General features: G+C 45.5%; 24 protein-coding genes, 1 pseudogene and 1 riboswitch. Of the genes and pseudogenes, 10 read left to right on the forward strand and 15 right to left on the reverse strand.

Annotation, left to right across the window (positions count from 1 at the left end; translation table 11 throughout):
• Nucleotides 1-139: 139 nt before the first annotated feature.
• The 9 genes from IGI76_RS15695 to IGI76_RS15735 form a co-directional block, all read right to left on the reverse strand.
• Nucleotides 140-1,153 (reverse strand): ABC transporter substrate-binding protein, encoded by a 1,014-nt coding sequence (locus IGI76_RS15695; protein ID WP_005233274.1) that lies wholly within the window; start codon nt 1,151-1,153, stop codon nt 140-142.
• The gene (locus IGI76_RS15700; protein WP_333718820.1) at nt 1,146-1,928 is read right to left on the reverse strand and encodes an ABC transporter ATP-binding protein; all 783 of its coding nucleotides are present in this window, start codon (nt 1,926-1,928) and stop codon (nt 1,146-1,148) included. The genes IGI76_RS15695 and IGI76_RS15700 overlap by 8 nt, the downstream gene beginning before the upstream one ends.
• 4 nt (nt 1,929-1,932) lie before the next feature.
• On the reverse strand, nt 1,933-3,006 hold the full coding sequence (locus IGI76_RS15705; RefSeq protein ID WP_325816822.1) for a FecCD family ABC transporter permease: 1,074 nt from the start codon (nt 3,004-3,006) through the stop codon (nt 1,933-1,935).
• A 474-nt stretch (nt 3,007-3,480) separates the two neighbouring features.
• Nucleotides 3,481-3,954 carry a 6,7-dimethyl-8-ribityllumazine synthase gene (ribH, locus tag IGI76_RS15710; RefSeq protein ID WP_016608482.1) on the reverse strand — a complete coding sequence of 158 codons (474 nt, stop codon included), beginning with the start codon at nt 3,952-3,954 and terminating at the stop codon, nt 3,481-3,483.
• Nucleotides 3,955-3,975: 21 nt separating this feature from the next.
• On the reverse strand, nt 3,976-5,187 hold the full coding sequence (gene ribB / locus IGI76_RS15715; protein ID WP_416337214.1) for a 3,4-dihydroxy-2-butanone-4-phosphate synthase: 1,212 nt from the start codon (nt 5,185-5,187) through the stop codon (nt 3,976-3,978).
• A complete protein-coding gene (locus IGI76_RS15720; RefSeq protein ID WP_005230617.1) occupies nt 5,165-5,752 on the reverse strand; it encodes a riboflavin synthase in 588 nt (195 codons plus the stop codon). Before IGI76_RS15720 ends, ribB begins: the two co-directional genes overlap by 23 nt.
• Nucleotides 5,737-6,813: a bifunctional diaminohydroxyphosphoribosylaminopyrimidine deaminase/5-amino-6-(5-phosphoribosylamino)uracil reductase RibD gene (gene ribD, locus IGI76_RS15725; protein WP_438781705.1), complete on the reverse strand. Its 1,077-nt coding sequence runs from the start codon at nt 6,811-6,813 to the stop codon at nt 5,737-5,739. Before ribD ends, IGI76_RS15720 begins: the two co-directional genes overlap by 16 nt.
• A gap of 112 nt (nt 6,814-6,925) precedes the next feature.
• A riboswitch (FMN riboswitch) is annotated at nt 6,926-7,064 on the reverse strand.
• A gap of 194 nt (nt 7,065-7,258) precedes the next feature.
• On the reverse strand, nt 7,259-9,907 hold the full coding sequence (locus IGI76_RS15730) for an HAD-IC family P-type ATPase (RefSeq protein WP_333718823.1): 2,649 nt from the start codon (nt 9,905-9,907) through the stop codon (nt 7,259-7,261).
• A gap of 340 nt (nt 9,908-10,247) precedes the next feature.
• Entirely contained in the window at nt 10,248-10,883 is a 636-nt protein-coding gene (locus tag IGI76_RS15735) for an NAD(P)H-binding protein (RefSeq protein ID WP_333718824.1), read from the reverse strand.
• Between the two features lie 598 nt (nt 10,884-11,481).
• Between IGI76_RS15735 and IGI76_RS15740 the strand changes: the two genes are divergently transcribed.
• The 5 genes from IGI76_RS15740 (at nt 11,482) to IGI76_RS15760 (ending at nt 16,676) form a co-directional block, all read left to right on the forward strand.
• Nucleotides 11,482-12,483, forward strand: a complete 1,002-nt coding sequence (locus tag IGI76_RS15740) for a bile acid:sodium symporter family protein (RefSeq protein ID WP_333718825.1) — start codon at nt 11,482-11,484, stop codon at nt 12,481-12,483.
• Entirely contained in the window at nt 12,419-13,519 is a 1,101-nt protein-coding gene (locus tag IGI76_RS15745) for an iron-containing alcohol dehydrogenase family protein (protein WP_081117131.1), read from the forward strand. The genes IGI76_RS15740 and IGI76_RS15745 overlap by 65 nt, the downstream gene beginning before the upstream one ends.
• A gap of 170 nt (nt 13,520-13,689) precedes the next feature.
• On the forward strand, nt 13,690-15,162 hold the full coding sequence (locus IGI76_RS15750) for a glycosyltransferase family 2 protein (RefSeq protein ID WP_249850406.1): 1,473 nt from the start codon (nt 13,690-13,692) through the stop codon (nt 15,160-15,162).
• The gene (locus tag IGI76_RS15755; protein WP_438792266.1) at nt 15,108-15,575 is read left to right on the forward strand and encodes a hypothetical protein; all 468 of its coding nucleotides are present in this window, start codon (nt 15,108-15,110) and stop codon (nt 15,573-15,575) included. The genes IGI76_RS15750 and IGI76_RS15755 overlap by 55 nt, the downstream gene beginning before the upstream one ends.
• Nucleotides 15,576-15,926: 351 nt before the next feature.
• Nucleotides 15,927-16,676 carry a SagB/ThcOx family dehydrogenase gene (locus IGI76_RS15760; protein WP_010748947.1) on the forward strand — a complete coding sequence of 250 codons (750 nt, stop codon included), beginning with the start codon at nt 15,927-15,929 and terminating at the stop codon, nt 16,674-16,676.
• 142 nt (nt 16,677-16,818) lie between these two features.
• Here IGI76_RS15760 and IGI76_RS15765 read toward each other — a convergent pair whose 3' ends face one another.
• Nucleotides 16,819-17,256: a MerR family transcriptional regulator gene (locus tag IGI76_RS15765; RefSeq protein ID WP_005230594.1), complete on the reverse strand. Its 438-nt coding sequence runs from the start codon at nt 17,254-17,256 to the stop codon at nt 16,819-16,821.
• A 165-nt stretch (nt 17,257-17,421) separates the two neighbouring features.
• Between IGI76_RS15765 and IGI76_RS15770 the strand changes: the two genes are divergently transcribed.
• Together IGI76_RS15770 and IGI76_RS15775 are read left to right on the forward strand one after the other, a co-directional pair.
• On the forward strand, nt 17,422-18,162 hold the full coding sequence (locus IGI76_RS15770) for an SDR family oxidoreductase (RefSeq protein ID WP_081117133.1): 741 nt from the start codon (nt 17,422-17,424) through the stop codon (nt 18,160-18,162).
• 367 nt (nt 18,163-18,529) lie between these two features.
• Complete coding sequence (locus IGI76_RS15775; protein ID WP_005230591.1) at nt 18,530-18,736, forward strand: hypothetical protein; 207 nt, start codon at nt 18,530-18,532, stop codon at nt 18,734-18,736.
• 65 nt (nt 18,737-18,801) lie between these two features.
• Here the strand turns inward: IGI76_RS15775 and IGI76_RS15780 are convergent, their stop codons facing one another.
• The 5 genes from IGI76_RS15780 to IGI76_RS15800 all read right to left on the reverse strand — a co-directional run bounded on the left by IGI76_RS15780 (nt 18,802) and on the right by IGI76_RS15800 (nt 22,974).
• Nucleotides 18,802-20,118, reverse strand: a complete 1,317-nt coding sequence (locus IGI76_RS15780; protein WP_081117135.1) for an MATE family efflux transporter — start codon at nt 20,116-20,118, stop codon at nt 18,802-18,804.
• 331 nt (nt 20,119-20,449) lie between these two features.
• A complete protein-coding gene (locus IGI76_RS15785; RefSeq protein ID WP_005230585.1) occupies nt 20,450-20,710 on the reverse strand; it encodes a metal-sensitive transcriptional regulator in 261 nt (86 codons plus the stop codon).
• Complete coding sequence (locus IGI76_RS15790) at nt 20,707-21,006, reverse strand: rhodanese-like domain-containing protein (RefSeq protein ID WP_010748942.1); 300 nt, start codon at nt 21,004-21,006, stop codon at nt 20,707-20,709. Before IGI76_RS15790 ends, IGI76_RS15785 begins: the two co-directional genes overlap by 4 nt.
• Nucleotides 20,999-22,657, reverse strand: a complete 1,659-nt coding sequence (locus IGI76_RS15795) for an FAD-dependent oxidoreductase (protein WP_081117151.1) — start codon at nt 22,655-22,657, stop codon at nt 20,999-21,001. Before IGI76_RS15795 ends, IGI76_RS15790 begins: the two co-directional genes overlap by 8 nt.
• 2 nt (nt 22,658-22,659) lie before the next feature.
• Nucleotides 22,660-22,974 (reverse strand): rhodanese-like domain-containing protein, encoded by a 315-nt coding sequence (locus IGI76_RS15800; protein ID WP_081117136.1) that lies wholly within the window; start codon nt 22,972-22,974, stop codon nt 22,660-22,662.
• A gap of 425 nt (nt 22,975-23,399) precedes the next feature.
• Between IGI76_RS15800 and IGI76_RS15805 the strand changes: the two genes are divergently transcribed.
• The 3 genes and pseudogenes from IGI76_RS15805 to IGI76_RS15815 all read left to right on the forward strand — a co-directional run bounded on the left by IGI76_RS15805 (nt 23,400) and on the right by IGI76_RS15815 (nt 26,265).
• Complete coding sequence (locus IGI76_RS15805; RefSeq protein WP_081117137.1) at nt 23,400-23,873, forward strand: DUF3955 domain-containing protein; 474 nt, start codon at nt 23,400-23,402, stop codon at nt 23,871-23,873.
• A 363-nt stretch (nt 23,874-24,236) separates the two neighbouring features.
• Nucleotides 24,237-24,602: pseudogene (locus tag IGI76_RS15810) on the forward strand (DUF2512 family protein).
• Nucleotides 24,603-24,843: 241 nt separating this feature from the next.
• Complete coding sequence (locus IGI76_RS15815; protein ID WP_081117139.1) at nt 24,844-26,265, forward strand: cryptochrome/photolyase family protein; 1,422 nt, start codon at nt 24,844-24,846, stop codon at nt 26,263-26,265.
• Nucleotides 26,266-26,595: the final 330 nt, after the last annotated feature.

Below are 26,595 nucleotides of genomic sequence, written 5' to 3' on the forward strand. Positions count from 1 at the left end.
GTTGCGGAACGGGCAGCGGCAAAGGTTGCTTTTCTTAAATACAAAAAACCAACGTTTCTGTGGTCGATCGGCCAGTGAAACGTTGGTTTTCTTCTATTATATAAAAAGTTGGTTCTCCTTTTTATGCAACAGGAGGTGTTTATTGTGCCATTTGCTCTACCAGTTCTTCCAATCCAGTCAAGGCTTGGTAGCCATAGCCAAAGAGATAATTGTAGTCCATGCTGTAGACTTGTTTGTTTTTGATGGCTTTCATGCTGGAGAGTTTGTCATTTTTGTACAAGCCTTCAATGATTTCTTGACCAGAAACACTGCCTTCGATCGTTGACCAGTCACCGACGATCAAGACATCGGGATCCGTTTCGATCAAGGTTTCGACACTGACTTCTCCTGAATAGTCTTGAAACACATTGTTCAGTTTGATCATGTCAAAGTTGCTGTTGAAAAAAGACTCATCTTGAGCGGCATAGACACTGACCACACTTGGATCAGACATAAAGAGATGGGCAAAGGTTTGCTCTTCTTTGTCTGCTACTTTTTCTTCCAAGGCACTCTGGCGATCCTTTAATTCTTTTTCAAAAGCAGCGGCTGCCTCAGGGACATTGAAGAGCTTACCAAGGTTTTCAATGTCTTGATAAACGGAATCAAATGTTGCACCAGTGACAGAGGTTTCTTGGACGTAAGTCGGAATGCCCATCTCGTTCAAGGAATCAACGGTGCCAACGCCCCAATCTTGATTATCGAAAAGTCCCCCGCGACCAAAAATCAAATCCGGATCCACACTGAGCGCCGTTTCTTTACTGATATAGTCGCTGCCCAGGTCGTTTAGTTCTGCATAATCAGCAGCAACTTCCTCATCGGCGGCACCAAAGGTTGCACCGACACCCGCAATCTGATCCTTGAGGCCGAGATGCAGCAGCAATTCCGCTGCTGGTCGTGTGTTGGCTACGACTTTTTTTGGTGCCTCATTAAAGGTTTGGTCCTTGGCGGTCCATTGCGTACCGCCTTCTGCTTTGGTGTAGTTGCTGATAGTTAAGGGATACGTACTTTCTGCCTGTGAGGAAGAAGCCGAAGTTCCTTCATCCTTCGTATTGCCGCAAGCGCTTAATGTAAAGACTGCCAATCCTACCCCAATCATTTTTCCCCATTTATTCATCTGTTTGCTCCTTTTCAAAATAATAATGAAACCCTAATCCGCCTGTGATCGGATGATGGTAAATACTGCATTTCACGCCATAGATTTCTTCGATCAGTTCCTCTGTCAGCAACGTTTCTGGTTCGCCATACCCTACGACCCGACCATCTTTTAAGGCATAGATAATATCGCAATAATTGGCTGCTTGTTCCAAATTGTGCAGCGCCGCCAACAAGCCAATCTTCAGATGCTTGACGGTCTCTAAGATTTCCAGTTGATATCGGATATCCAAATGATTGGTCGGCTCATCGAGAATCATAAATTTCGGTTCTTGGGTGATGGCACGAGCAAGGACGACCCGCTGTTTTTCGCCTCCTGATAATGAGAGGTAGCTGCGTTTTATGTAGGCACTTAACCCTGTTTTGGCTAAGGCCTCGGTGACCAGCTCATGGTCGGCTTTGGTGTCTTGTTCCAATAAACCCTTGTGGGGCGTTCGACCTAAAAGCACCATCTGTTCTACTGTTAAATCAAAGCTCAACTCATTGAACTGACTGACGACGCTGACTTGCTGGGCGACTTTTTTTTCGGAACTTTTCAAAATATTCATCTCACCCAAATAAATGTCGCCGCTGTCAGGTTTCAACGTTTTGTAGATAGCTTTTAACAATGTAGATTTGCCGCTGCCGTTGGAACCAATCAAGCCGACAAATTGCCCTTGTGCGGTTTGGACGGAGATGTCTTTTAGTATCTGCTGATCACCGATCGTTAGATTGAGCTTTTCAACTGCTAATTTCATTCCGTCACCCCCCAAAGTTGTATTGCCGTTTGACAATGATATAGATAAAGATCGGTGCACCGATCAGCGCTGTAATGATCCCGATTGGCAGTTCGACTCCTTGCAGGGTCGAGCGGGCGATCACATCCGCCCAAATCAAAAACAACGCGCCTGTCAAAGCGGTCAAAGGCATCAACAGGCGATGATCCGACCCGCTGACTCCACGTACGATATGAGGAATGATCAAGCCGACAAAGCCGATCATACCAGAATTCGCCACGATGATACTGGTTAATAGCGCTGCTAGCAGCATGTAAAAACGACGATAGAAAGTCAGCTTGACCCCTAAGGTGGAAGCAACTTCATCTCCCAGCAAAAGCGTATTCAAAATACGGTATTGCGTCAGGAAGAACAGCGTGATCAAAGAAACCAGAACCACGATAAAGCCTAATTTGTTCCAAGAAGCCGAGGCTAAGCTGCCCATCGACCAAAACGCCACAGTCTTCATCCCTTCTGCATTGCTAGCCAGATAGATGATCAAGTTTGAAACAGAGCTGCATAAGGCACTGACGATCGTCCCCGACAGCACAAGTTTTGTGGAAGTCATTTTCCCACCGATACTGGCAAGCAGCAGCACCAAAATAGTGGCAATCCCCGCTCCTGCAAAGGCACCAAACGATAAGCCCAGTTGTAAGACTAGCGCCGAGCCGCCAAAACCGACTAAGATGGCGAAGGTCGCCCCTAAGGATGCGCCAGAAGAGATTCCTAAGATATAGGGATCTGCCAGCGGATTTTGGACCACCGCTTGCATCACTGCCCCGCTGATCGCTAACCCCATGCCTACAAAAATAGAGAGCAAGACCCGCGGTGCCCGAACAAACCAGACGATATTGATGTTTGCGTCTGAAATGCCTGAAAGATCACCAACCAATCCATGGCTGATTTTATAGAAGAGAATTTGGTAAACTTCGCCAAGGGTGATATTGGCTTGACCGTTTGCCAAAGCAACTCCTGCAGATAAGAGAATGGCGACAACTAAAACACAGCAAATGATTGTCGAAACCATCCAACGATTTGATTTAATCAACCCTACCGACATGTGATTCTCCTTTATTCAGCACGACTCCCTCCTGATTTCACAGCAAAAACAACCTTGACTGTTGCCTCGCCGTCATCATAAAAGAAGCATCTGTGCGTTTTTTCGCTTATAACAGTTCTTCTCATGAAAAGCGCCAAAGCCATGTGCTGCTTTGACATCTATTTGCAAATGAGAATCACTCTCAATGAATAGAGTCATTATAAGGAACCTTTTGTGAAATGTAAATAATTTTCTGAAAATTTCCTTAAATAAGAGTTATTCTAATGTTCGTGATTGATTGGGCATTTTCCTCTCCATTGACCGATCGAAAATACGGTACCCGTGAAGAAGCGAATCCTTTGGCATAATAATCAAGTGTTTTTTTTTATGATGAAAAAAAGACAGACTTCATTTTGTACGAAGTCTGTCTCCAGTCTGATGCCTATGCTCAGGCAGGCTTGTTCTTGCTAGCTTCCCTTTGTTCGAACGTGAAACCTATGCGTTGCCAAGGATTTGCTGATTCAACGAAATCATCTCCAAAAGACCTTGAGCGGCTTCGCTGCCTTTGTTGCCAGCTTTGGTTCCCGCCCGTTCAATGGCTTGTTCGATCGTTTCAGTCGTCAACACACCAAACATGATCGGAATGTCGGCATTCAGACCAATTTGGGCTACGCCTTTCGACACTTCATTTGAGATCAATTCATAGTGGGTCGTTGCTCCGCGAATCAAGGCACCTAATGTCACGATCCCATCGTATTGCTTGTGGTCAACGATTTTTTTGGTAATATACGGAATCTCATAAGCACCTGGAACCCAATACACATCGATGTTTTCTGCTTTGACTCCATGACGCAACAAATTGTCTTTGGCGCCTTCCACTAACTTGGAAGTGATAAACTCGTTGAATCGTGAGACTACGATCCCTACTTTGACTGCCTCTCCCTGAAACGTTCCTTCAAATACTGTCATCGCTCATTCTCCTTTGGTTGATTAAATAGATAGGTAATGGTGAAACTTTTCTTTCTTCGTTTTCAAATAGCTGCTGTTTTCTTTATGCGCAGGCATCTCTAGCGGTACCCGTTCTGCGACCTTGATCCCTAAGCTTTCTAATTCCTTCACTTTGTCAGGGTTGTTGGTCATCAGTTGAATCTCCTGCACTTCTAAGGAACGTAAAACATCAGCGGCAAACGTGTAATGACGGGCATCTGCTGCAAACCCTAATGCAATATTTGCTTCATAAGTATCCATGCCTTGTTCCTGCAGCTGATAAGCACGGAGCTTGTTCCGCAAACCAATACCGCGGCCTTCTTGGCGTAGATACAAAATCGCACCACGGCCTTTTGCTTCGATCTGCCGCATCGCTTCTTGCAGCTGTTCGCCACAATCACAGCGATGAGAGCCAAAGACATCGCCTGTTAAACACTCTGAATGGATCCGTAGTAACAGCGGCTCAGTAGTATGTTGAATCTCGCCTTTGGCTAGTAAAAGGTGTTCATTGCCGAACTCATCTTCAAATAAGGTCAATTGGAACGCCCCATAAGCCGTTGGCAGATCCACCGTGATAGGCGCGGTTCCTCGTAGATATTCCGCCAACTCATCAATGGTCAAAAACGGCAGCTGCCATTTTTCTGCTAATTTTTTCAATTCTGGGACCCGAGCCATCGTGCCGTCTTCATTTAAAATCTCACAAATGTAGGCTGCTTCCACGCTGCCAGCAAGCTTTGCTAAATCCACAGCCGCTTCTGTATGTCCTCTGCGTTCCAACACGCCGCCAGGTTGAGCGGTCAATGGGAAGATATGGCCAGGGCGATAAAAATCCGCAGCCTGTGACGCAGGATCAGCCAACTTTTCAATCGTCACTGCCCGGTCTTTCGCAGAAATTCCCGTACTCGTCGTCACGTGATCGACACTGATGGTAAACGCGGTGCCAAAGGCATCCGTATTATTGGCGGTCATCTCAGGCAATGCCAGCTTTTCAGCGATCGCTTGTGAGATGGATGCACAGATCAAGCCGCGGCCATAAGTCGCCATAAAATTGACAGATTCTGGCGTTGCGTATTCAGCGATCCCAATCAAATCTCCTTCTGATTCTCGATTTTCATCATCGGCGACAATCACTAAGCCGCCTTTTTTTAACCATTCCACTGCTTGTTCTACTTTATGCATCGTCTGCCTTCTTTCATTTTCGTTGGTATTTGACATATTTCCCGATCATATCCGTCTCGATATTGACCCACTCCCCTTGTTTCAACTGCCCCAGCGTCGTCTGGTCTTTGGAATGGGGGATCAAGCTAACGGAAAATGCCTGTGCCGTCGTCTGGGTAACCGTCAAACTGACGCCATTGATCGCAATCGACCCTTGCGGAATGATTTCCCCTTGCACACTGACAGGATAAGCAAACGTCAAGATCAAGGCATTTTCCAACTGCTTTTTCTGGATCAAACGGGTCGTTACATCAATGTGGCCTGCGACAAAGTGGCCTTCAAAACGCTGCGTCGCTGCCATCGCTCGCTCCAAATTGACTTCGGCACCCACCGAGAGTTGTTTAAATGTCGTTCGTTGAAAGGTTTCTGGCATGATATCCACCGTAAACGTCGTCGCTTGTTTGGCGATCGCCGTCAAACACGTCCCGTTAATCGCCATACTGTCTCCGATCTGGTAATCCGCCAGTAATCCTTCGGACGCACTGCAAGTTAGCTGGATCGTGCGGCTTTGCTTGCGGATCTCTTTGATGCGGCCTTTTTCCTGAATCAATCCTGTGAACATTCCTCTGGTCTCCTTCCTCGGATGCAAACATCTTCCCCAACTGCAGTCACCGTCACCTCTGTTAGCTGCTGCAGCTGTTTCGGGGTACGCTCACTGGCAAAACTAGCGAGACTATTGCCCCCAAGGAACTTTGGCGCCACATAGGTAATGCTTTCTTGCCACAGTCCGCTGGCTAAAAAGGCATCATGGATCGCAGCGCCTCCTTCTACGTAAAGCGATTGGACCTGTCGTGCGGCAAGCTCCTTCAGCAATGCAACAATCGTCAACTCTTCCAGCTGGATCACTGACACATGAGCTGGCAAATCACTGACAGCTGTCTGCTGCGTAAAAATCCACACAGGTGCCGAATCATCGGCAAACAGTGCCAAATGGGGTTGCGACAGCGTTCGCCCCCGACGGTCTGACACGATGCGAATCGGCGGAAAGCTGGTTTCAACCGTGGTCAATAACGTGGGATCATCCGTCAACACCGTCTGACTGCCCACTAAGATTCCTTGATAGTCCCCACGTTCTTGATGGACGTTTTGCCAAACCGCTGAACCAGTGATCGCACTGCGGGTTAACGCATCATGAGCGATCCGGCCATCTAAAGTGATCGCTTGCTTCAACGCCACGTAAGGTCGCTGATGCTGATGGTAAAAATTATAGTGTGGATTCAAACGGCGCACCGCTGTTTCTTCGATGCCCACCAACACGTCGATGCCCTGTTCTTCTAAAAAGCGCTTGCCTTGTCCAGCCACGATCGGGTTAGGGTCTAACTGGCCGATGACTACCTTTTTGATGCCGCTGTCGATGATCAGCTGGGTGCAAGGCGGCTGTTTTCCTTGATGGTTGCAAGGTTCTAACGTCACGTATAAAGTCGAATTGATTAGGTCTTCGGAGGAATGGCATTGTTCGATGGCGTTTCGTTCCGCATGGGGCTGCCCATAGACTAAGTGAGCCCCTTTGGCAATGACCCGTTGCTCTTTGACGATCACAGCGCCCACTAGCGGATTGGTAAAGGTTTGGTAACGCCCTTTTTTGGCTTCTTCGATCGCCAAACGCATGTATTCGTTATGCATCTTCCTTCCTCCTTTCAATAAAAAAATGCCTCGTGAGAATCTCACGAGGCATAGACAAACAAGACCGGCAAAAAATCAATTTTAGACGCACTGCGCCCCTTGAAATTTTGTGGTTTTTCTTCTCCCATCCAGACTTTCACTGTCGGTGCCAGATTCACACTGGCTCCACCGCATAGCTATGCGGGTCACGGACTTCAAGCATTACGCTTGTCACCGTCGGTCGGGAATTACACCCTGCCCCGAAGAATACTATTCAATTCATGTGCATTTTAGCCCGACCATTTTTGTTTGTCAATAGGCCTGATTACAAGCCAATAGGAATTCCTCTTGGCTTTTTCTTTTGGCAACCCCAAAGCAGCGACAGCAGAAATCCCTTGTCGTTCCGCCACTTTCCTAAGCTGCAGCAAGGCGATTTTGCCTGTAAAAAAACACGAGAAAACCTAGGTTAAATATTTTTTCTCGAACGAAGCCATTTATCAAACTCCGTCACGAGTAATACGACCATCCCAGAAGCTGCTGAGATGACCCAGCCGATCAAGGACATGTCCTCCGTATGAAAGGCGCTTTGCATAAATGGAACATAGGTCAATAACAGTTGCAGAACTAGCATCACACCAATGATCACGAATGCTTTTGGATTGGTGAAGGAAGCTTTAGAAAACGCTGGTGCACTGGTACGGATGTTGAACAAATAGAAAATCTTACTCAAGACCACGATATTGACCATCATGGTACTGGCAACGGCTTCGCTGACGCCTTGCAGCAAGAGCCAGTCATGAGCGATCAAACTGATGACTGCCATCAAAATCGATACATACGCCATCTGCCAAATATCGTGGCGATTCAACAATTTATTGCCTGTCTTTCGCGGTTTGCGGTTCATGATCCCAGACTCTGCTGGTTCAAAGATAAACGCAAACTGGATCGTAATAGCAGAAACCATGTTGATCCACAGCAGTTGTGTCGCCTGCAGCGGCAATTCTTTTTGCATCATGATCGTAAAGGCAATGATCAGCCCTTCGGCAAAAGATGTCGGCAACAGAAACAGAATGCTCTTTTTGATGTTGTCATAGATCCTGCGTCCTTCGCGAATCGCTAAGGACATGGTACCGAAATTGTCATCGGTCAAGATCATATCAGCAGAGTCTTTGGCTACATCCGTGCCGCTGATCCCCATCGCTACACCGATATCCGCCCGCTTCAACGCAGGGGCATCGTTGACTCCGTCCCCTGTCATCGCCGTGACTTTGCCTTTGGCTTGTAGCGCTCTGATAATGTCCAATTTATTTTTCGGCGTGGTTCGTGCAAAGACTTGATTCGTCAAGGCAGCATCTTGAAATTCAGCTTCACTCATCTGATCCAACTCGGCACCAGTCACGACGTGAATCTCATCCGCTAAGCCAAGCTTTTCCCCAATCGCTTTGGCGGTCAGAGGGTGATCCCCAGTGATCATTTTCACTTGAACACCGGCTTGGTTCATTTCCTTCAGGGAGGCAATCACTTCTTCTCGCGGCGGATCGATGATCCCAGCGATCCCTAGTAATTGCAGCCCTTGCTCAAAAATCGTTTCATCAATGTGATCGATCGAAACTTTCTGATAGCCCACCGCTACCACTCGTTTGCCTTCTGCCGACAAGCGGCGGACATGGTCTGTCCAATAGGCTTCATCAAAAGGCGCCGCTTGTTTTTGCACCATTTCAAACAATTTATCTGGGGAGCCTTTAACAAATAGCAAGCGTTCCCCTGCAGGGTTTGCCACTAGTTTCGCCATGTAGCGGTTGTCCGAATCAAAGGGCAGCATATCCAGCTCTTGGTAAGCAGGTGCTTGCGGATAGGCAAATTGCTTATGATACAGCGTCAAAAAGGAGCCGTCTGTTGGTTCCCCATTGATCGTCCAGTGATTTCCTTCTGGGACCAGTACCGTATCGTTGGCTTCGTAACCAGCTTCCAAAAACAACTGCAAGGTGTCTTGCGCGTGGACGTCCTCCTGCTTTGGACGAATTTCTCCCACCGGCGCATAGCCGTCACCCGTCACTTCATATTCCTGCTCAGCTAATACAATGTCTTTGACCGTCATTTCATTTTTGGTCAGGGTACCGGTTTTATCCGTCGCGATCACATCCACTGAGCCTAGCGTTTCAACCGCTGGCAGCGTTTTGATGATAGTGTGCTTGTTTTTTGCCATATCACTGACACCCATCGCCAAAACCACCGAGGTCGTTGCTGGCAATCCTTCTGGGATCGAGCCGACGATCATGGTGACAACGGCTAAGGACAAGACAGAGATCGCATAGGTTTGCTGGAACAAACTGACGACAAATAGCAAGACCGCCACGCCCATGATCACATAGGTGATGCCTTTCCCCAGTCCATCGATCTCTTTCATCAATGGCGTTTTTCGTTCTTCCGTTTGATTGACTTCAGCTGAGATTTTCCCAATTTCAGTCTTGACGCCAGTAGCGATCACGATCCCTTTCCCGCTTCCTGACGTCACGGAAGTCGAAGCAAACGCCAAATTCCGTTGTTCCGCTAATGGAGTTGCTTCATCCATTAAGGCATCTGTTATTTTTTCCACCGAATCGGCTTCACCAGTCAAGGCGGATTCTTGGATACGCAAGTTGTCGGCTTCGATGATCCGCAGATCTGCGGGCACATTGTCACCAGCTTCTAGGAATACGACATCCCCTGGAACGACTTCGGCAGCTGGAATATCTTGCCGAATCCCATTCCGATAGACCGTGGCTTCTGCTGATAGCATCTCTTTGATTCGTTCTAACGCATCGGAAGCATTGGCTTCTTGGTAATAACCGATCAACGCATTGACCAGTACGACGATGCCAATGATCACGGCATCAGAGAAATGCCCCATCAGCAGCGTTAAGATGGCGGAGAAAATCAAAATGTAGATGATCGTGTTATGGAATTGCCGCAGCAGCAACCGCCACTTGGCGGTTTTTTTGACCGCTAATTGATTCAATCCGTAGGTTTCTAACCGCTCGGTTACTTGTGCCTCAGTCAATCCTTGATCGATAGAGGGCACCTGATACTGTTCGATTGTTTCTGACACTGATAATTGAAACTCTTTTTTATTCATTTATTCTTCTTCCTTTTCTTTTTCATTGATGGATAACACAAATAAGCCCCTTATTTAGAAACTGCTCCTAAATAACGCGCTGTTGTTGGTCTCCTATTCAATTAAAAAGTAAGGTAAGTCAAAATAGTGTTTCTGCTCACCGTCACTCGAGTCGCTTGACATTCGTTTACCACCCCCTCTAAAGTTAGCAATAAGCGTAACAAACTATTTTTTCAAAGTCAAGAGTCATCGCTTTCAAAAATGAAAAGTGACTGGCTTCTTCACAAAAAAAGCCGCACGACAACGATTCATTGCCGTGCAGCTTCCTTCAGTACATTCTCTTCAAGCCCAAAGGCACGCCTTAAAGCTGATCCAGTGCCTCGCTGATCGGTGTTTCTCCTGCTTGGACTTTGATGACTTTTTGATAAGTTGCTGGACACTCCAGCATTTCACCTAACAAGACGGCGACATCCTCGATCGGGATCGCACCAGAGGTCGTTTCACTGATCTCAATCAAACTAGATCCTGGAGTTTCTTTCAACGCACCCGGCTGCAAAATCGTATAATCTAGTGCGGTATTGTCGATCAGCCAGCGATCAGAGAAAAATTTGGCGATCGTGTAATCCATCAATGACGCCATGCCTTCCCTTTGCCACTGTTCAGGTTCTAAGGCATAGGCTGAGCTAAGGTGTATGTAGCGCTTGATTCCTTTTGATTCAGCAGCTTGCATCACTTTGACCGCACCATACAGATCAGATTGCAGCAAGTCTTTGCCTCGGGAACCCGCCACGAAGTATACCGCTTCCGCATCTGCGAATTTCGCCGCCATCTCTTCCGGTTCCGTGTGTAAATCAAAGAACACGGGCTTGATCGTCTCCGTTTCTGTGATTTTCTCACTGCTGCGCGCACCAGCATAAACGATGTGTCCTTGTTTTTCTAGAAAGGTGATCAATTTTTGGCCTACTCGTCCAGTAGCACCAACGACAAAAATTTTCATTTTCTTTGCTCCTCTCGTTTCTTTTTCCAACTCTTGCTAGTATCATCGTAGGACAAAAACCAAGATCCAACAACTATTCTGTTTCTAAACGAAGGAAAAAAGCACAGCACAAACCAATTCTTGCTGTTTTTCCCCATAGAAACCTATGTTTTTTAAAAAACATCCAAAAAAATGAAAAAAATTTTCTCAAACGATTGACAAAGCTTTGACTCTTTTGTAGACTAGGTAGAAATAATTTAAATATTTAGAAAATTCCAAATAAATAAAAGGACGGTGGCGTATATGACCCGCACCAATGGTAGCAAACGAATTATTTTATTATTATAGCCGGGACTGTTTGATTTTATACATTCAAAGAGTCCCTATTCACATTGCATCCAAAAAGAAGAACAGCTTCTTGAGATGGAGTGTTTTTTTACACCCATTTTCAAGAAAGCGGCCTTTTGCAAGCTGACGCGTTGATGTCAGATAGATCCAAAACGCTCGTTGACCAACTGCTGCCGATTCCCCGCGGTTATGTACTGCACTTATTCTAAAGACCCCTTCTGTTTGGACACTTGATTGGTCAAGCAGAAAAAAGGAAGGATGATTTTTTATTATGAAAACCGTCAACACGATCGCTGCTTTTGTAAACAAGTATTTGATCTACATCATGATTTTATTGATGATCGTCTCTTATTTTTTCCCGCAACCCTTCTTATGGATTCCGCCTCGTACAACGATTCTTTTGAGCATCATCATGTTTTGTATGGGGATGACTCTAAACGTTGCTGCGTTTAAAATGGTCGCCTTACAGCCCAAAGCATTCATCTTAGGGGTGCTTTTCCAGTTCACCATCAGCCCTTTGGTGGCTTACGGCTTAGCGCAGCTGTTTGGTCTTTCTTCCGGTTTGATCATCGGTTTTGTCTTACTAGGCTGCGTTTCTGGTGGAACCGCCAGCAATGTCATGACCTTCATCGGCAAAGGCGATGTCGCCCTCACCGTTTCCATGACCACGGTATCGACCTTGTTAGCGACCGTCGTTACACCCTTTTTGGTTTATGTCTTGGCTGGTCAGTACACCGAGATCTCCTTCTGGGAAATGCTCTTGTCTGTCTTGCAGATGGTGCTTTTGCCGATCATTTTAGGGGTGATCGTCCACAAACTCATTGCCAAGCACATCGAGCGATTTCTGCAATCATTTGTATTGATTTCTTCCGTTAGTATCTTATTGATCGTTGCCGGAACTGTCGCTCGCAACGGTGCCGTGATCGTCCAATCTGGCTTGATCGTAATTTTCTTAGTCTTGCTCCATAACTTGATCGGCTACGGCGCCGGCTATGGTCTGAGCCGTGTGATGGGCGTCAGTGCCACCCAAGCCAAATCCATCATGTTTCAATTAGGAATGAAAAATACTGGCCTAGCGATCTCGTTAGCCAATGCCCACTTTGCCGCCATTGCTGCAGCCGTTACCCCTGCCGCAGTCGGCATGGTGATCCATCAAATTACCGGACCAATTTTAGCCAATCTCGTGGCCAAGAAAGAAGGAGAAAAGTATGAGTCAAAGTATCTTTTTGCCAAACTACACAATCGGGGCGGACGCCTACGAAAAAGTAAATGACATCGTAAAACCATACGGCACCAATGCCGTGATCATCGGCGGAAAAACCGCCCTTGAAAAAGCCGAAGACAAGATCAAAGCCGCGTTAACGTCAGCAGTCCAAGTGACGGATACCTTGTGGTACGGCGGCAACTCGACCTATGAAAACGTCGATCAGCTGTTAGCTACTCCAAGTGTCCAAGCCGCCGATGTTCTATTCGCCGTTGGTGGCGGCCGCGTCTGCGATACCGTCAAAGTGGTTGGGGAAAAAGCTGGCAAACCAGTCTTCACCTTCCCAACGATCGGCTCCAACTGCTCACCAGTCACCGCGGTTTGTGTCATCTATAAAGAAAACGGCGAGATGCAAGGGTTGTTTTTCCCTTCGCAACCGCCGACCCATGCCTTTATCGACAGTGAGATCATCGCCCAAGCCCCCGACAAGTACTTATGGGCAGGAATCGGCGATGCCCTCTCCAAAGAGATCGAATCGACATTTTCAGCGCGGGGCGATCAGCTAGATTACACCGATGGGTTAGGCATCCAAATCGGCAAAATGTGTACGGAACGCTTATTGCAATACGGCACACAAGCCTTGAAAGACAGTGCCGCCAATCAGCCGTCTTATGCCATTGAGCAAGTCGTCTTGGATATCATCGTGACCACCGGCTTAGTTTCCGTCTTAGTCATCAATGATTACAACTCCGCCCTTGCCCATTCCTTTTACTACGGAACGACCGTTTTGGAAAAAATGGAAGACTATTTACACGGCGCATCCGTTAGTTACGGCGTTTTGGCCTTGTTGCAGCTCGATCAGCAAGATGCCCTCTTCCAGCGCATCTACGCCTTTATGAAGGAAAACAAACTGCCGGTTTGCCTAGCGGATATGGGCCTTAACGACACCAGCGACCTTGAGGCAATCTTAGACAAAGCAATGACCACCAATGACATCGTCCACGTGCCTTATGAGATCACGCGAGAAATGTTTAAACAGGCAATCCTAGGCGTGGAAGCCTATCATGCCAAACAAAACCAAGCAGCATTGGCAGCTGCCAATTAAATGAAACCCTCCAGCAACGAATTGCTGGAGGGTTTTTGTATGGCCTTTTTTCGCTTCTTCGTACTTGTCCTCCTTCTTCTTTCTTACATGTTAAAAAACATGCAATCGTTTACTTTGATTTATTTTTAAAAACTTATTACTATTTTAGTATAACAAAGGAGGAGATTGGTTTGGAATTGGTTTATTTATCTGGGTTGTTTTTGGTCATTTTCTTGTTGTATTTTCTGGCAAAGAAAAATAACCGCATCAAACAGCTGTTTTCGAAGATTACGATTGCTTTTCTGCTTATTTACTTGGTTTGGCGTTTGTTTTTCACGATCCCTATGGATAGTTCTGCTTCACTAGTATTTGGGATCATTCTCTATATTGCGGAAGTCATTGGTTTGTTTGTCTATGGCTTTTTTGTTTACCTTTTTTCCAATAAGCTCTCAAAAGAATACCGCTACGAGGGGGATGAAGCAGAAGAATTCTTACCAAGTGTCGCCGCTTTTATTTGTACTTACAATGAAGACATCAAACTGGTGATCGCCACCGCACTGGCTGTCAAAGCCTTGAAATACCCCAACAAAAAAATCTATATCTGCGATGATGGCCATCGAGAGGAACTAAAAGAAATGGCCGAGCGAATGAACCTCGGCTATTTGACCCGCGAAGGAAATGCCAATGCTAAAGCTGGGAATATCAACTATGCCTTGTCTCAAACCAGCAGTGACTTGATTTTGCTTCTGGATGCTGACTTTATCGTCAAAAAGAACATTATTTTTGAAGCTGTCGACTATTTCCGCAATCCTAAAGTCGCATTGGTGCAATATCCACAAACATTTTATAACAAAGATCCCTTTCAATTACTGCGCAAATCCATGTACAACGAACAGGAATTATTCATGCGCTTTCTAGAACCTGCACTTTCTCGTGAGAATGCTTTGATCCATATCGGTACCAATGCCATCATTCGTCGCAGTGCCCTTGAAGAGATCGGCGGCGTTCCTACCAGCAGTATCACCGAAGATATGGCGACCGGGATGCTTTTACAAGACGCCGGCTATGAAACGATTTTTATCAATAAAGCCTATGCCTTGGGGATCACTCCTTACACTGCCAAAGAGCTGACCTCACAACGGACTCGGTGGGCGCAAGGAACGAAACAAATTTTTGACCACTTCAAACCGCGCCGCTTAAAAGGATTGTCGTTCATGCAAAAACTTTGTTATTACAACTCCTATTTGTATTGGTTTACCTCTTTCCAAAAAATCATCTTTTTATTGGCACCAACCTTATTTATGGTTTTTGATATCTTTATCGTCAGAAGCAACAATCACCAATTGTTGCTGTTCTTTTTACCGCCTTTCATTATGATTTCCCTGTCGTTTCGGCTGTATGTCCCTAAAATCAGGAACCTGACAAGCTCCCACATCTATGATTGCTTTGTCGCTCCTATCCACACTGGGGCATTGATCAAAGAATTTATGAAATCACAGAAAAAAATTCAACGTGACCAAAAAAAGAGATCGTCGGCAGCAACGCCTTTGATTGGCGAACCGTCTTGCCCCACATCATCCTCTTTACTTGGATTTCCTTTGCCTGTCTGGTGGCTGGGTATCGTTTGTACCGAGGAGAAGGCTATGAATTCGGCTATATCGTGACCTTGATTTGGTCGCTTTATAACCTCTATGGCTTGTTTTATGCCATTTTGATCGGGAAAAACCGTTTTATCGAAAGTGATAGTGAAGCCTTGAGTATCGCCATCAATCGTCAGCTTTCTTATGATGCGAAGACGTTCGAAATGTATCAAATGAGTTTCAACGGCTTCCGTATCCGTACCCATCCCGAGCAACTATTCGTACCAGGCGAAAGTTATACCTTTTACGATGATAAACACCGCTTCACCATCAATTCGATCTGTCTGGAGGATCATGGCACCTATGTGACTTTTGCCTTCAACAATCTAACACCGCAATCTGCTGAAGAGCTTGCCAGCTACTATAGCGACCAGCTCAATGCTGCCAAACAGTTGGAATTTGATATGGAGGAAGAAGTCGCAGAAATGAATAGTTAGCCCCGCCCCCTTTGTCGCAAAAGACAAAGGGGCTTTATTGATTCCAGAAAGCTCCTTAAAGGACAGTTCTCCATCTTCTGATGATTCTCTTCCTTTAGATAACACTCTGGCATTTGCTGCATCCTTTTCCAATGATCATTGATGGAAAGAGCCAGAACAGAATCTTGATGATGTCTCGATGGCAAATACTTTTTAAGCCTTTAGAAAATATTAAAAAGTCTGCTTTTCCTATGACCTGATTGAGCTGATACGCTTGTCACTGCTCACCCGTTTGTGAATAAAAGCGCATGAAAAAGCAATCCTTGTTATACTTATAAATAACACGAAGTCCTTAAAAAAGGAGGAACCCTCATGACCCGTTACAAACGATTTCGCTTTGTTCATTTAGGCGCTCTTTTGGTGTTGGGCTTACTCCTCACTGGCTGCAGTGCGGATACGGCACCAATTGAAGAACAACCGACTACTAACACCGCCACTTCTTCTGAACCAGCAGTTTCCTATGAAACCTTTCCATTGCCGCAACCAATCTTAGACGGGGAAACCAGTGTGGCGGAAGCTCTCTTCGAGCGGCGCTCGCAACGGGATTTTCTAGACACTGAGCTAACACAAGAACAGCTGGCACAGCTTTTATGGGCCGCTGCCGGTGTCACTACAGAAGATGGTCGCCGGACAGCGCCTTCGGCTGGTGCCTTGTATCCCTTAGACCTCTATGTCGTGGTCACACAGGTAACGGGGCTTGAGCCAGGGCTTTATCTGTATCAACCAGAGCAGCATACCTTAGCAAAAGTTCTTGCCGGCGATTTTCGGACCGCACTGGCGGAAGGTTCGTTGGACCAGCAAGCGATCCAACGGGCACCTGCCACATTGCTTTATACAGTGGTTTATGAACGACTGATTGAGCGCTATGGGGACCGAGGAATCGAACGCTATGCCTATATCGAAGTCGGTCATTCCGCCCAAAATGTCCTTTTACAAGCCCAAGCGTTAGGCTTAGGCGCTGTGCCGATCGGCGCCTTCACGGATCATGAACTCACAGAGCTGCTGCAGCTGCCAACGGAAAATGAACCCCGCTATTTGATTCCTGTAGGCGTTATTGAGTAACACTGCCGACGAACGAAACCCAATTTTCATGGAACTGACGAACTGCCGTTAGAAAACGGCAACTGGCAAGGTTGATTTTCCCAGAAAAACCAGTAGAATCGAAAAACCACCTGCAAAAACAGCAGGTGGTTTTTCGATGGACTTACAGTTTGTATGCTCGGACTTCTTCGGGTATTTCTTCTAGCGGCAACTCTTTTACCACCGCTTCGGTGCCTGCTGCCATCGCGGTATCGTAGTACCAGCATTTGTATTTGATCGTATTCATGGTTTCTTGCAAGGCTGCCATTTGCTTTGTGACTTCTTCCAGACGTTCATGAAACAGCTGCTGCCGTTTCTGCAAAGACGCATCGCCTTCCTCGCCCCAATCCAAGAAATTCTTGATGTCTTTGATAGGCATGCCAGTATTCTTCAAACAATCGATCACTTTGATCGTCGCTACTTCTTTTTCTGAAAACACCCGAATGCCGCCATTACTGCGGGCCAGCTTCGGAAACATCCCTTCTCGATCGTAATAACGCAGAGTCGAGATGGGGATATTAGTCGTTTGTGATACTTCGCCAATCGAGTAACTCACTTGCATCGCTCCTAAAAAAAATTTTGTTTATCGCTTGACCTAAACCTAACTTCAAGTTCTACAATTAAAATACACCGCAAGCACTGTACTGTCAATCACCTATCGTCTCACAGGTTCACCATTGTCAGTAGCAGGATTCGATGAAAAAATCATTCACTGGAGGATATACAAATGACAGAAATCAAAGAAAAAGTTATCGTAATTATGGGAGCATCTTCAGGAATTGGGGAAGCAACTGCCGTTAAACTAGCCGAGCAAGGGGCAAAAGTAGTGATCGCTGCCCGTCGTGAAGAGCGCATCAAAGCACTGGCTGAAAAATTAGCAGAAAATGTCTTGTATCAAACAGCTGATGTCACCAATCGCGAACAAGTCCAACAAGTCATTGATTTAGCCATGGCCTCCTTTGGTCGGATTGATGTCCTTTTCAATAATGCTGGCATCATGCCTCAAGGAAACTTGGCAGAGTTGAACTATGACAGCTGGCAAAAAATGCTGGATATCAATATCATGGGGGTATTGAACGGGATCGGCGCTGTGTTGCCCATCATGCAAAAACAGCAAGACGGCTTGATCATCGCCACTGACTCAGTTGCCGGACATGTCATTTACCCAGGTTCTGCCGTGTACAACGGGACAAAGTTTGCCGTTCGTGCAATCATGGAAGGCTTGCGCCAAGAAGAACGTGAACATGGCATTCGCTCCACCATCGTCTCTCCAGGAATGGTCTCCACGGAATTGTTTGAAACCGTCGGCAATGCTCAACTAGAAGCAGCCTTGAAAGAAACCTCTCGCATAGAAGGCAACAGCCTAACGCCAGAAGATGTAGCAAATGCAGTGGTTTATGCCATTCAACAGCCCAAACATGTGGCTATCAGCGAAGTCTTACTGCGCCCAGCAAAACAAACCGTTTAAGCTATTTCTACTTATCTACGAAACCTGCGACCGCTTCAGGCTGGTCGCAGGTTTTTTTGTCGTCAAATCCCACCGTTTTCTTGGAAAAATTACTTGATTTTCTTGTAACACCCGCTTGTCCAAAGAATGTAAACCAATGGTTGCTTTATGTAAACGACTAGGTTCTGTTGCTTCGGGGGAAATTTTTTTATACTTAGTACAAAGCTTCCGTATAAACCCGTTTGATCGGAAACCCACCGAACGTTCTCCTGATGAGCAATGAATAGCCGAGCAAGCGCGCAGCCCTACCTTCACCGTTGACTTGCAAGTACTGCCTTAGCTGTCCTCTTCTTAGTACTTGCTTTTTATAAAAGAATGGAGTGTGTATATGAATGTAAAACAGCTACTCATTATTGCCGAGCAACGAAGAAACATTACGAATCAAAAATTGACCTATGCCGAAAATTTCTTAGCTGCCGGCTACTCTGCTGCCGAATTGCTGGCAGACGAAACCTTTCTTGAATTAGAGCGAAGGGAAACCCAACTGATTGCAGAACGCAACGCCATTTTTTACGAAGAAGTCAGCCACAATTAATCCCCCTGTCCAATTGTAGGCGACGAAAAAGCGAAGGATCAGCAGCACCTTCGCTTTTTTAACCCTCAAAGGCGTCCTTTGCCCTGAGGATCACGCTGCTTGATCGTCCAATAAAACAGCCCTGCAAAGAAACCACCGAGAATCAGGAAATTCATGCCGTATAGACAGTAGAGGAAGAAAAAGTTCAGCTGCCCACTGCGCCAAAAGCCCATGATTCCCATTAAAACCAGACTGTTGACGCATCCTGTCAACACACAAACCGTGCGACTGCACTCCAAGCTTTGTAATAGGTATTTTGTGATTTCATATAACGGACTGACGAGCATTATCCCCAGCATGATTGGTAGAATAGCTGGCAACAAGTCTAAAACAGCGACATCTGTAGTAAACAACTGAAAAAAAGCAGGACGAAAGCCCCAGATCAGACTGGCAATTCCGACATAAGCCACGAAAGAAGAAACGAAGGCACTTTTCCCCACTGCTAAAATCTTCTGACGATTGTTCTGACCATTCGCCTCACTCGCAAAGACGGTCACTGCGTTGCCATACATCAAAGCAGGCAACCGTGCGATCATCAATCCTTGGCTGCCGATCGCATAGGCTGCCAGCGTACTGACACCCAATCGTGAGACGAAAGCTTCAAAAGCAATAATAAAGACTAAACCTTCAAAGCATTCCTGAATCATTAAGGGGACCGCTTTTTTCAATAAAAAGGTGCGTTTTCGTGGTCTTTGTTTCAGCCCCCTGGCTAGACTTTCTCTTAAAAGAACCCCATAAATCCCCAGCAAGCACAAAGTCGCAAGCATATTTGCGATGCCACTGCCTAAGACCCCCATTGCGGGAAAACCGAGATTGCCGTTGATCAGTAGATAGCTAAGCAACACCTGTACCAACGCACTAATAATGGAAACACCGAGGATGTAGTTCGTTTTCTTTTCAATTTTTAAAAGGCTAGTAAAAACAAACGTGACTAACGTAAGTAAAATATAGGGAGACATGATTGCAAGATACAATGTTGCGGTCCTTAGCAGCTCCCCACTAAATCCGTAAATAACCTGCAAAATGCCGCGTCCAAAAAGCAGGAAAATCAGGAAAAAGCTCACGCCGATCGCGACTACTAGAAAAAGAACCGACGACAGATAATCATTTAACTGCGTCTCTTCTCTTTGTCCGACTGCCTTTGCGCCATAAATATTAAAAGCAAGGCCAATCGCACCTAAAATACCCGCAAAAGCATAGAGAAACCCGTCGATCAGCGCGATCGCCGCCAGCGCTTCCGTGGATCTTCTTGAAATAATCGCTAATGAAACTTGCGCAATAATGATTTGAAACAAATTGGAAGCAATCAAAGGCAATGTAAAAGACTGTATTTTTTTGTTCAAAAAGCTCTCCTCTCTCATTCGTCATAACTGCGCAACACCCACTCGCTTATTGTGATTTTAGTCACAAGAAAAGCGATCGTTGGTCGCTATAAATACGCAACGACCCATCAGGCGTTTTGACGTTTCTCCCTCCATTTAACCATACAGCCTTCTCGGTGTATATTCCTTCATAATTAAAAAACAAAACATACCGACAATCTCCGCTTATTTCCTCTATTGGCGTCGACAAGCAATCGCTGATGAAGAGTAAAAAGGTTCAGAAGAACATGCTGCTCTTCTGAACCTTTTCCATGGGATGATAAAAAACGCGACAAACCTTTCAAAAATCCCGTTATTTCTTCACGATCAGCTGAACGGCTTGATCGATTTTCTGCTTTTGGGTTTCCGTGTCGCTGTCTGGATTTTCCAAACAATTTTTCAAATTTTCAGCGACAATGATCCCCATAATACGGTTAACACTGGAACTGACGGCGGACAATTGCGTGATGACATCGACGCATTCTTTCTCGTCTTCGATCATTTTTTGAATCCCCCGCAACTGCCCTTCGGTTCGTTTTAACCGATTCAAGATATCTTTGTTGCATGCGGTCATCGTTTGATTTCTCCTCTCCATGCTGACATGCCGCCGAGGACATTGGTCACTTGAAACCCTTGCTGGCTCAAAAATTCAGATGCCATTTGCGAACGAGCCCCTGAATGACAGATGACATAGTAGTTTTTATCCTTCTCTAAGTCGCTGATTTGTTCTGTCAGTTCGCTCAACGGTAGGTTTTGTGCTGTTTTGATGTGTCCTTGTGCAAACTCATCGACTTCTCTGACATCAAGGATCTCAAGTGGTTCACGTTTTTCTTTTTGGGCAAATTCCTCCATAGATATTGCTTTAATCATGAATAATCATCTCCGGCTTAATAGTATTATACAACGAAAAGGCACCATCGAGGTTTTGACAATTGATGCCCGCTTGTTTTAAGATGCGTTCGGCAATGTAGCTTCTCAATCCGCTATGACACGTAACGACATACGAGACGCTTGGATCCAATTCAGACAACCGATCCCTCAATTCATCTAACGGAATGTGGAGCGCCTGTTGAAAACGCCCATTATTGGCTAATTCCATCTCTGAACGAACATCCAACAACTGCTTACCGTTTTCTAAGGCATCCGTCAATTCGTGCCACTGAATATTCTCACTGATTCCTTCCGCCAGATTGATCGCTGCATAGCCAAGCATATTCACTGGATCTTTGGCTGAGCCAAAAGGCGGTGCATAGGTGAATTCCAGTTCAGGCAAGTCAAAGATCGTTAAGCCGCCTTTGATCGCTGTTGCCAATATATCGATTCGTTTATCGACCCCTTTGGCACCGATGCCTTGCGCACCGTAGATTTTTCCATTATTCGCATCAAAAATCAGTTTCAAATAAACATCCGTCGCATCAGGATAATACCCTGCATGGTCTTTGCCTGAAAGATGAACCACCTGGGGATTTAGCCCTGCCAGTTTGGCGCTGCGCTCACTCAACCCGGTGGACGCTGCGGCAAGATCAAATACGCGCACGATCGCAGTCCCAATACTGCCTTTGTTTTTACGAGCCAGTCCTCCCAACACATCAGCTACTTGCCGACCTTGGCGGTTGGCTGGTGACGCCAGGGAGATCAACGTGTCTTCGTTGGTGATTTGTTGTTTCACAACGATGGCATCACCCACCGCGTAAATATCTTTCTTGCTGGTTTGGTATTGCTCATCTACTAGGATACCCCCCCGGTGTCCCAGTTCAATACCAGCACGTTTCGCCAAATCCGTTTCTGGTTGGACACCTACCGAAAGAATCGTGACATCTGAGGCCAGGACCGTGCCATCTTCCAGAACGATTTCTTGCCCTGCTTTTTCAAAAGCGGTCGCTGACTGCGAGGTCAAAACTTTGACCCCTTGCTTGATCAATTCATTTTTGATATACGCAGCCATTTCTTCGTCCAAAGGTGGCAATACGTGGGGTGCTTTTTCTACGATCGTTACTTCGAGGCCTTTTCTATGTAAATTTTCAGCGACTTCTAACCCAATAAACCCAGCGCCAATGATCGTCGCTTTTTGAGGCTTTTTGTCTTCAAGATGCGCCATGATTTGGTCTAAGTCAGGAACATTGCGCAAAGAAAAGGCGTTGGTTGCTTCTTCTAGCCCTTTGATCGCTGGTACTAGCGGTTTTGCCCCCGGCGATAAAATCAACGCATCATAAGATTCCGTGAAGACGTGTTCGCCATGTTTGACCGTCACCGTTTTCTCCTCTGGCTGTATCGCCAGTACTTCATGAAAAGGTCGCACATCTAAGTTGAACCGTTTTTTTAGTGCTTCAGGTGTTTGGACCAATAGGGCGTCCCGCTCTTTGATCTCACCAGAAATGGCATACGGCAGCCCACAATTCGCAAAAGAGACAAAAGGACCTTTTTCAAAAACAATGATCTCCGCTGCTTCTTTAAGCCGACGTAAGCGCGTGGCTGCCGACATTCCCCCTGCTACCCCACCGACAATAACTATTTTTTCCATCATTACTTTCCTCCTTTGGTTGTTCCGCGCCATTGATTCATGCCGCCACGAACGTTGACCACATCAAAACCTTTTTTACTTAGGATTTTGGCTGCTTGTTTGCTTCGCATCCCCGATTGGCAAATGACTGCCAGTTTCTTGTCGCCTTTTTGAGTAAATCCAGCAACCTTATTTAACGGTACATTTTTCGCATAGGCAATGTGCCCGTTGCGGTACTCCGCCGGTGTGCGTACATCCAGAACCGTCCATTCTTTGGCTCCTTCTTTTTGTAAATCTGCTGTTGACATACTTGGTATGCGCTTAAATAGTGAAAACATTTCTTGCTCCTTTCGTATACCCATTGGGGTATATTAAACAAGATGTTTTGCGATTTGTCAACTAAGTGATTTTCTTTAAGAAAAGAAACTTGCTGTTGCGCTGCTCCCCGCTCGATACTCTCGACAGCTGTTAGACATCTACCAATCAAGTAGCGAAAGACCCGTATCACACATTTCCCTCCCCTCGATCACAATGCTATAATAAAAGAAAAGATACATTGTAAAAATAACAAGTATCAAATCGTTTACTTAGCAGCTGATCGCTTTGATTATTAAAGATGATTGGCTCCCGCCCTAACCAAGAGCGGACAAAAAAGCGACGCAAGCACCACTTTCCCTTGATTTATCAAGCAGCAAGCCCTGCTTTCTTGGAATCAACGTGCGTTTAAACTATGCTTAAGTCACATCAGCGAAAGGAAGAAAAGATGGAATTTGGCGAAAAAATCAAAGAAGTACGTACGAGAAATAACTTGACCCAAGAACAATTTGCCACTCAACTACACGTGACAAGACAAGCCGTTTCGAACTGGGAAAACAATCGTAATCTACCAGATTTAGAAATGCTGATTGCCATCGCCACGATTTTTGAACTCTCGCTTGATGAATTGATTTTAGGAGGAACTCAAGTGAACAAGATCACTGAAAAACTAATCAAAGACGGCAGCGAGACCCGACGCGCCAAACTCAATTTGATCACGACCTTGATCGGAACATTTTTACTACTATTCGGCTTTGCCTGCTTCTTCATCAAAGCAAGCGCCGTAGAATACATCGATCAATCCGGCATTTTACATGAAAATTTCTACCTGATTCCTGTAGGATTTTTGTTCCTATTGGCTAGTTTCGTAGTATTTGCAGGAACCGGGCTCAATTATTTTCGAGCTGTTAGGAGAAAATAAATAAGAAGACGGCATAAAGCGACCCTCGAAAAGCAGATCAAAATCTGACTTTGGCGGGTCGCTCCATTTAAATTGCCATGCTAAATTGTTTGATTCCAGTAAATACTGTACCGATACTTTATCTCCTTACAAAATCCCCTCTATTCTTCTTTCATTTCACAAATCAATCCCACTACTTATTCCTTAAAATGTTTAAACTATTCACGACCATTCGTCAAGCAATTATGCTTAAAATAGTATAAAAAACCAAACCAATCCTTTTTTTTGACACAAAAAATGTCAGATGATAGCCGTGAAATAGAAGGTTATCACTAACGATGACCTTCTTGCTTTTGGAATAAATAATAAAAAGGAGTGTATGAAATGAAACATCTAAAAGCGTTGGTTGTCAAAGCACTAATGATTTGGGCGATTTTGTGGATTGTGTTGTCAGGGATTTACGATGTCAGTTTTATGGACTCGACGACCGTCGGTGTGATCATTGTGGTGATGATCTATGTGCTAGGCGACTTGGTCATTTTGCGGAAGATCGGTAACATTGCGGCAACGATCGCAGATGCCGGCGCAGCAGCCCTTATCCTATGGCTGTATCTGACTTATATGGACTATACAAATGATATTTGAATGCTAGTATTGATCCCAGCAGTATTGATCGGTGTGGCAGAATGGTTCTTCCACATCTGGTTGTTAAAAGCAGATATCGTGCCAGATGAACGAAAAATGAAATAATTTTGTTGATTGCTAGAATCGAACGCAGACTCTTGTTCTGTGTTCGATTTTTTTTGTTTACAAGATCGGCTATTGAAAAGCGACGCATCTTCTTGTTCCATATGCTTTCTATAATCACGGACGCTTGCCAAGATTTCTGGTTAGCTAAAGCAATCGCCAAATTTGAATAAATCCCATCTTTCCATTACTATAAACGAAATCCGATCGTTTTTTGCACGGTTATATTATCAAGGAGGTTTGTATGGCAATTCATGTGATGTGGTTTAGAAAGGATCTACGCTTAGAGGACAACACGGCACTGACTGAGGCGCTTGCGTCTCTTCAAGAAAACGACCATTTGTTGTGTGTATTTCATCTCAATGACAAGCAGTTTCTCCCCGAGGCGCCAAGTCATGATTACTTTTTTAGCGCAGTTGCTCACTTTATCGAGGCTGCCAAAAAACAAAATCTGACGATCCACCTATTGACAGGGACTTTGACAGAAGCCTTTGATCAGTTGTTCGCTTGCTATCCAGAATGGAGCCAGCTTTACTTCAACTTTGATAACCGTGGATTTGGTCGTAAACGTGATCTCTACATAAAAGAATTGGTCGAGAAAAAAGGCATCACTGTCCATTCTTTTGAAGACCATCATCTGCATCAACCAACAGAAGTCACCAAAGAGGATGGGACGTACTACAAAAAATTTACCCCCTACTATAAGAAATGGATTCAATTGCCCAAACCGGTGTATCAAAAGCAGGCCCTCGATTTTGAAAAAGCCGTTCATTTTGATGATGCCCCTCACTTCAAAGCAGGGACAGCGCTGCTTGCTAAGCTGCTAGAAAATAGAAAGACCGATTTTTCAACGATCGTTGGGGAAGACTATGCGCATAAGCAATTGCAAGCATTTGTGCAAAAGCGTTTGGCCACCTATGAAAAAGACCGTGATATCCCTTCGATCAAAGGAACCAGCCGCCTGTCCCCTTTCTTGTCTTTTGGACAAATCTCCATTCGGAAGGTTTGGGCCGCTTGCCAAGGAATGCCATCAAGCACTGGCAAAGCGACCTTTTTAAAAGAACTGGCTTGGCGAGATTTTTATCATATGATCTACTTCAGCCATCCTGAACAAAAAAACTATGAACTCATTGAGAAATATCGAAACATGGATTGGCGAAAGGATGAAGAGGTGCTAACCAAATGGCAAGCAGGGCAAACCGGCTATCCGATCATTGATGCCGCGATGCGGCAGCTGAATCAGACCGGTTGGATGCATAACCGTCTACGGATGATCGTCGCTTCCTTTCTAACCAAAGATTTACTGATCGATTGGCGGCAAGGAGAAGCCTATTTTGCTCGACAATTGATCGACTACGACGCTGCCAGCAATATCGGCGGCTGGCAGTGGGCAGCTTCGACTGGCACCGATGCGGTTCCTTACTTTCGAATTTTCAACCCCATTACACAAGGGAAAAAATTCGACAAGGATGGGACGTTTATCAAACAATTTGTCCCCGAACTCGCCCAGTTGCCGCTAAAATTCATCCATGAACCTTACTTGATGACTGACGAAGAACAAGCCGACCTAAAGGTAGTTTTAGGCACCGACTATCCGTTGCCTATAGTCGACCACAACGAAGCCAGAAAAAGAGCCCTCGATTTGTATAGTAAAATCGAACCATAAAAAGCTGCCATGGACTGCTCACAAGCATTTTCGGTAGAAAAAACCAGCAAAGACGGTCTCTTACGGAGCGCCTTTGCTGGTTTTTTATGAAACTGGTGCGCCCTCTTTCGCCTTTCTATAGTGAAAAAACAAACGGCACGTCTCATCAAGCTGTCTGCTGCTGGGCATACATAAAAGAAGCATTTTCCATGCTGTGTTTTTTAATTAAGATCTTGTCGTCTACTTCCCCTCTTATTTCTAGTCGCTCTAAGCACCAATCCCCTGAGGATTTATAGATCGAACTCTTTACTAGCGGCGTTCCCTGCTTTTTCACTACTGGATAGCAACGTT

It is taken from the genome of Enterococcus sp. DIV2449a (genome assembly GCF_051711225.1).
GTDB lineage: Bacteria > Bacillota > Bacilli > Lactobacillales > Enterococcaceae > Enterococcus_D > Enterococcus_D casseliflavus.

Coding starts and splice junctions, on each gene's coding strand:
- IGI76_RS15695 (WP_005233274.1), bottom strand. CDS start 1,153: ATGAATAAATGGGGAAAAATGATTGGGGTAGGATTGGCAGTCTTTACA.
- IGI76_RS15700 (WP_333718820.1), bottom strand. CDS start 1,928: ATGAAATTAGCAGTTGAAAAGCTCAATCTAACGATCGGTGATCAGCAG.
- IGI76_RS15705 (WP_325816822.1), bottom strand. CDS start 3,006: ATGTCGGTAGGGTTGATTAAATCAAATCGTTGGATGGTTTCGACAATC.
- ribH (WP_016608482.1), bottom strand. CDS start 3,954: ATGACAGTATTTGAAGGAACGTTTCAGGGAGAGGCAGTCAAAGTAGGG.
- ribB (WP_416337214.1), bottom strand. CDS start 5,187: ATGTCAAATACCAACGAAAATGAAAGAAGGCAGACGATGCATAAAGTA.
- IGI76_RS15720 (WP_005230617.1), bottom strand. CDS start 5,752: ATGTTCACAGGATTGATTCAGGAAAAAGGCCGCATCAAAGAGATCCGC.
- ribD (WP_438781705.1), bottom strand. CDS start 6,813: ATGCATAACGAATACATGCGTTTGGCGATCGAAGAAGCCAAAAAAGGG.
- IGI76_RS15730 (WP_333718823.1), bottom strand. CDS start 9,907: ATGAATAAAAAAGAGTTTCAATTATCAGTGTCAGAAACAATCGAACAG.
- IGI76_RS15735 (WP_333718824.1), bottom strand. CDS start 10,883: ATGAAAATTTTTGTCGTTGGTGCTACTGGACGAGTAGGCCAAAAATTG.
- IGI76_RS15740 (WP_333718825.1), top strand. CDS start 11,482: ATGAAAACCGTCAACACGATCGCTGCTTTTGTAAACAAGTATTTGATC.
- IGI76_RS15745 (WP_081117131.1), top strand. CDS start 12,419: ATGAGTCAAAGTATCTTTTTGCCAAACTACACAATCGGGGCGGACGCC.
- IGI76_RS15760 (WP_010748947.1), top strand. CDS start 15,927: ATGACCCGTTACAAACGATTTCGCTTTGTTCATTTAGGCGCTCTTTTG.
- IGI76_RS15765 (WP_005230594.1), bottom strand. CDS start 17,256: ATGCAAGTGAGTTACTCGATTGGCGAAGTATCACAAACGACTAATATC.
- IGI76_RS15770 (WP_081117133.1), top strand. CDS start 17,422: ATGACAGAAATCAAAGAAAAAGTTATCGTAATTATGGGAGCATCTTCA.
- IGI76_RS15775 (WP_005230591.1), top strand. CDS start 18,530: ATGAATGTAAAACAGCTACTCATTATTGCCGAGCAACGAAGAAACATT.
- IGI76_RS15785 (WP_005230585.1), bottom strand. CDS start 20,710: ATGACCGCATGCAACAAAGATATCTTGAATCGGTTAAAACGAACCGAA.
- IGI76_RS15790 (WP_010748942.1), bottom strand. CDS start 21,006: ATGATTAAAGCAATATCTATGGAGGAATTTGCCCAAAAAGAAAAACGT.
- IGI76_RS15795 (WP_081117151.1), bottom strand. CDS start 22,657: ATGGAAAAAATAGTTATTGTCGGTGGGGTAGCAGGGGGAATGTCGGCA.
- IGI76_RS15800 (WP_081117136.1), bottom strand. CDS start 22,974: ATGTTTTCACTATTTAAGCGCATACCAAGTATGTCAACAGCAGATTTA.
- IGI76_RS15805 (WP_081117137.1), top strand. CDS start 23,400: ATGGAATTTGGCGAAAAAATCAAAGAAGTACGTACGAGAAATAACTTG.
- IGI76_RS15815 (WP_081117139.1), top strand. CDS start 24,844: ATGGCAATTCATGTGATGTGGTTTAGAAAGGATCTACGCTTAGAGGAC.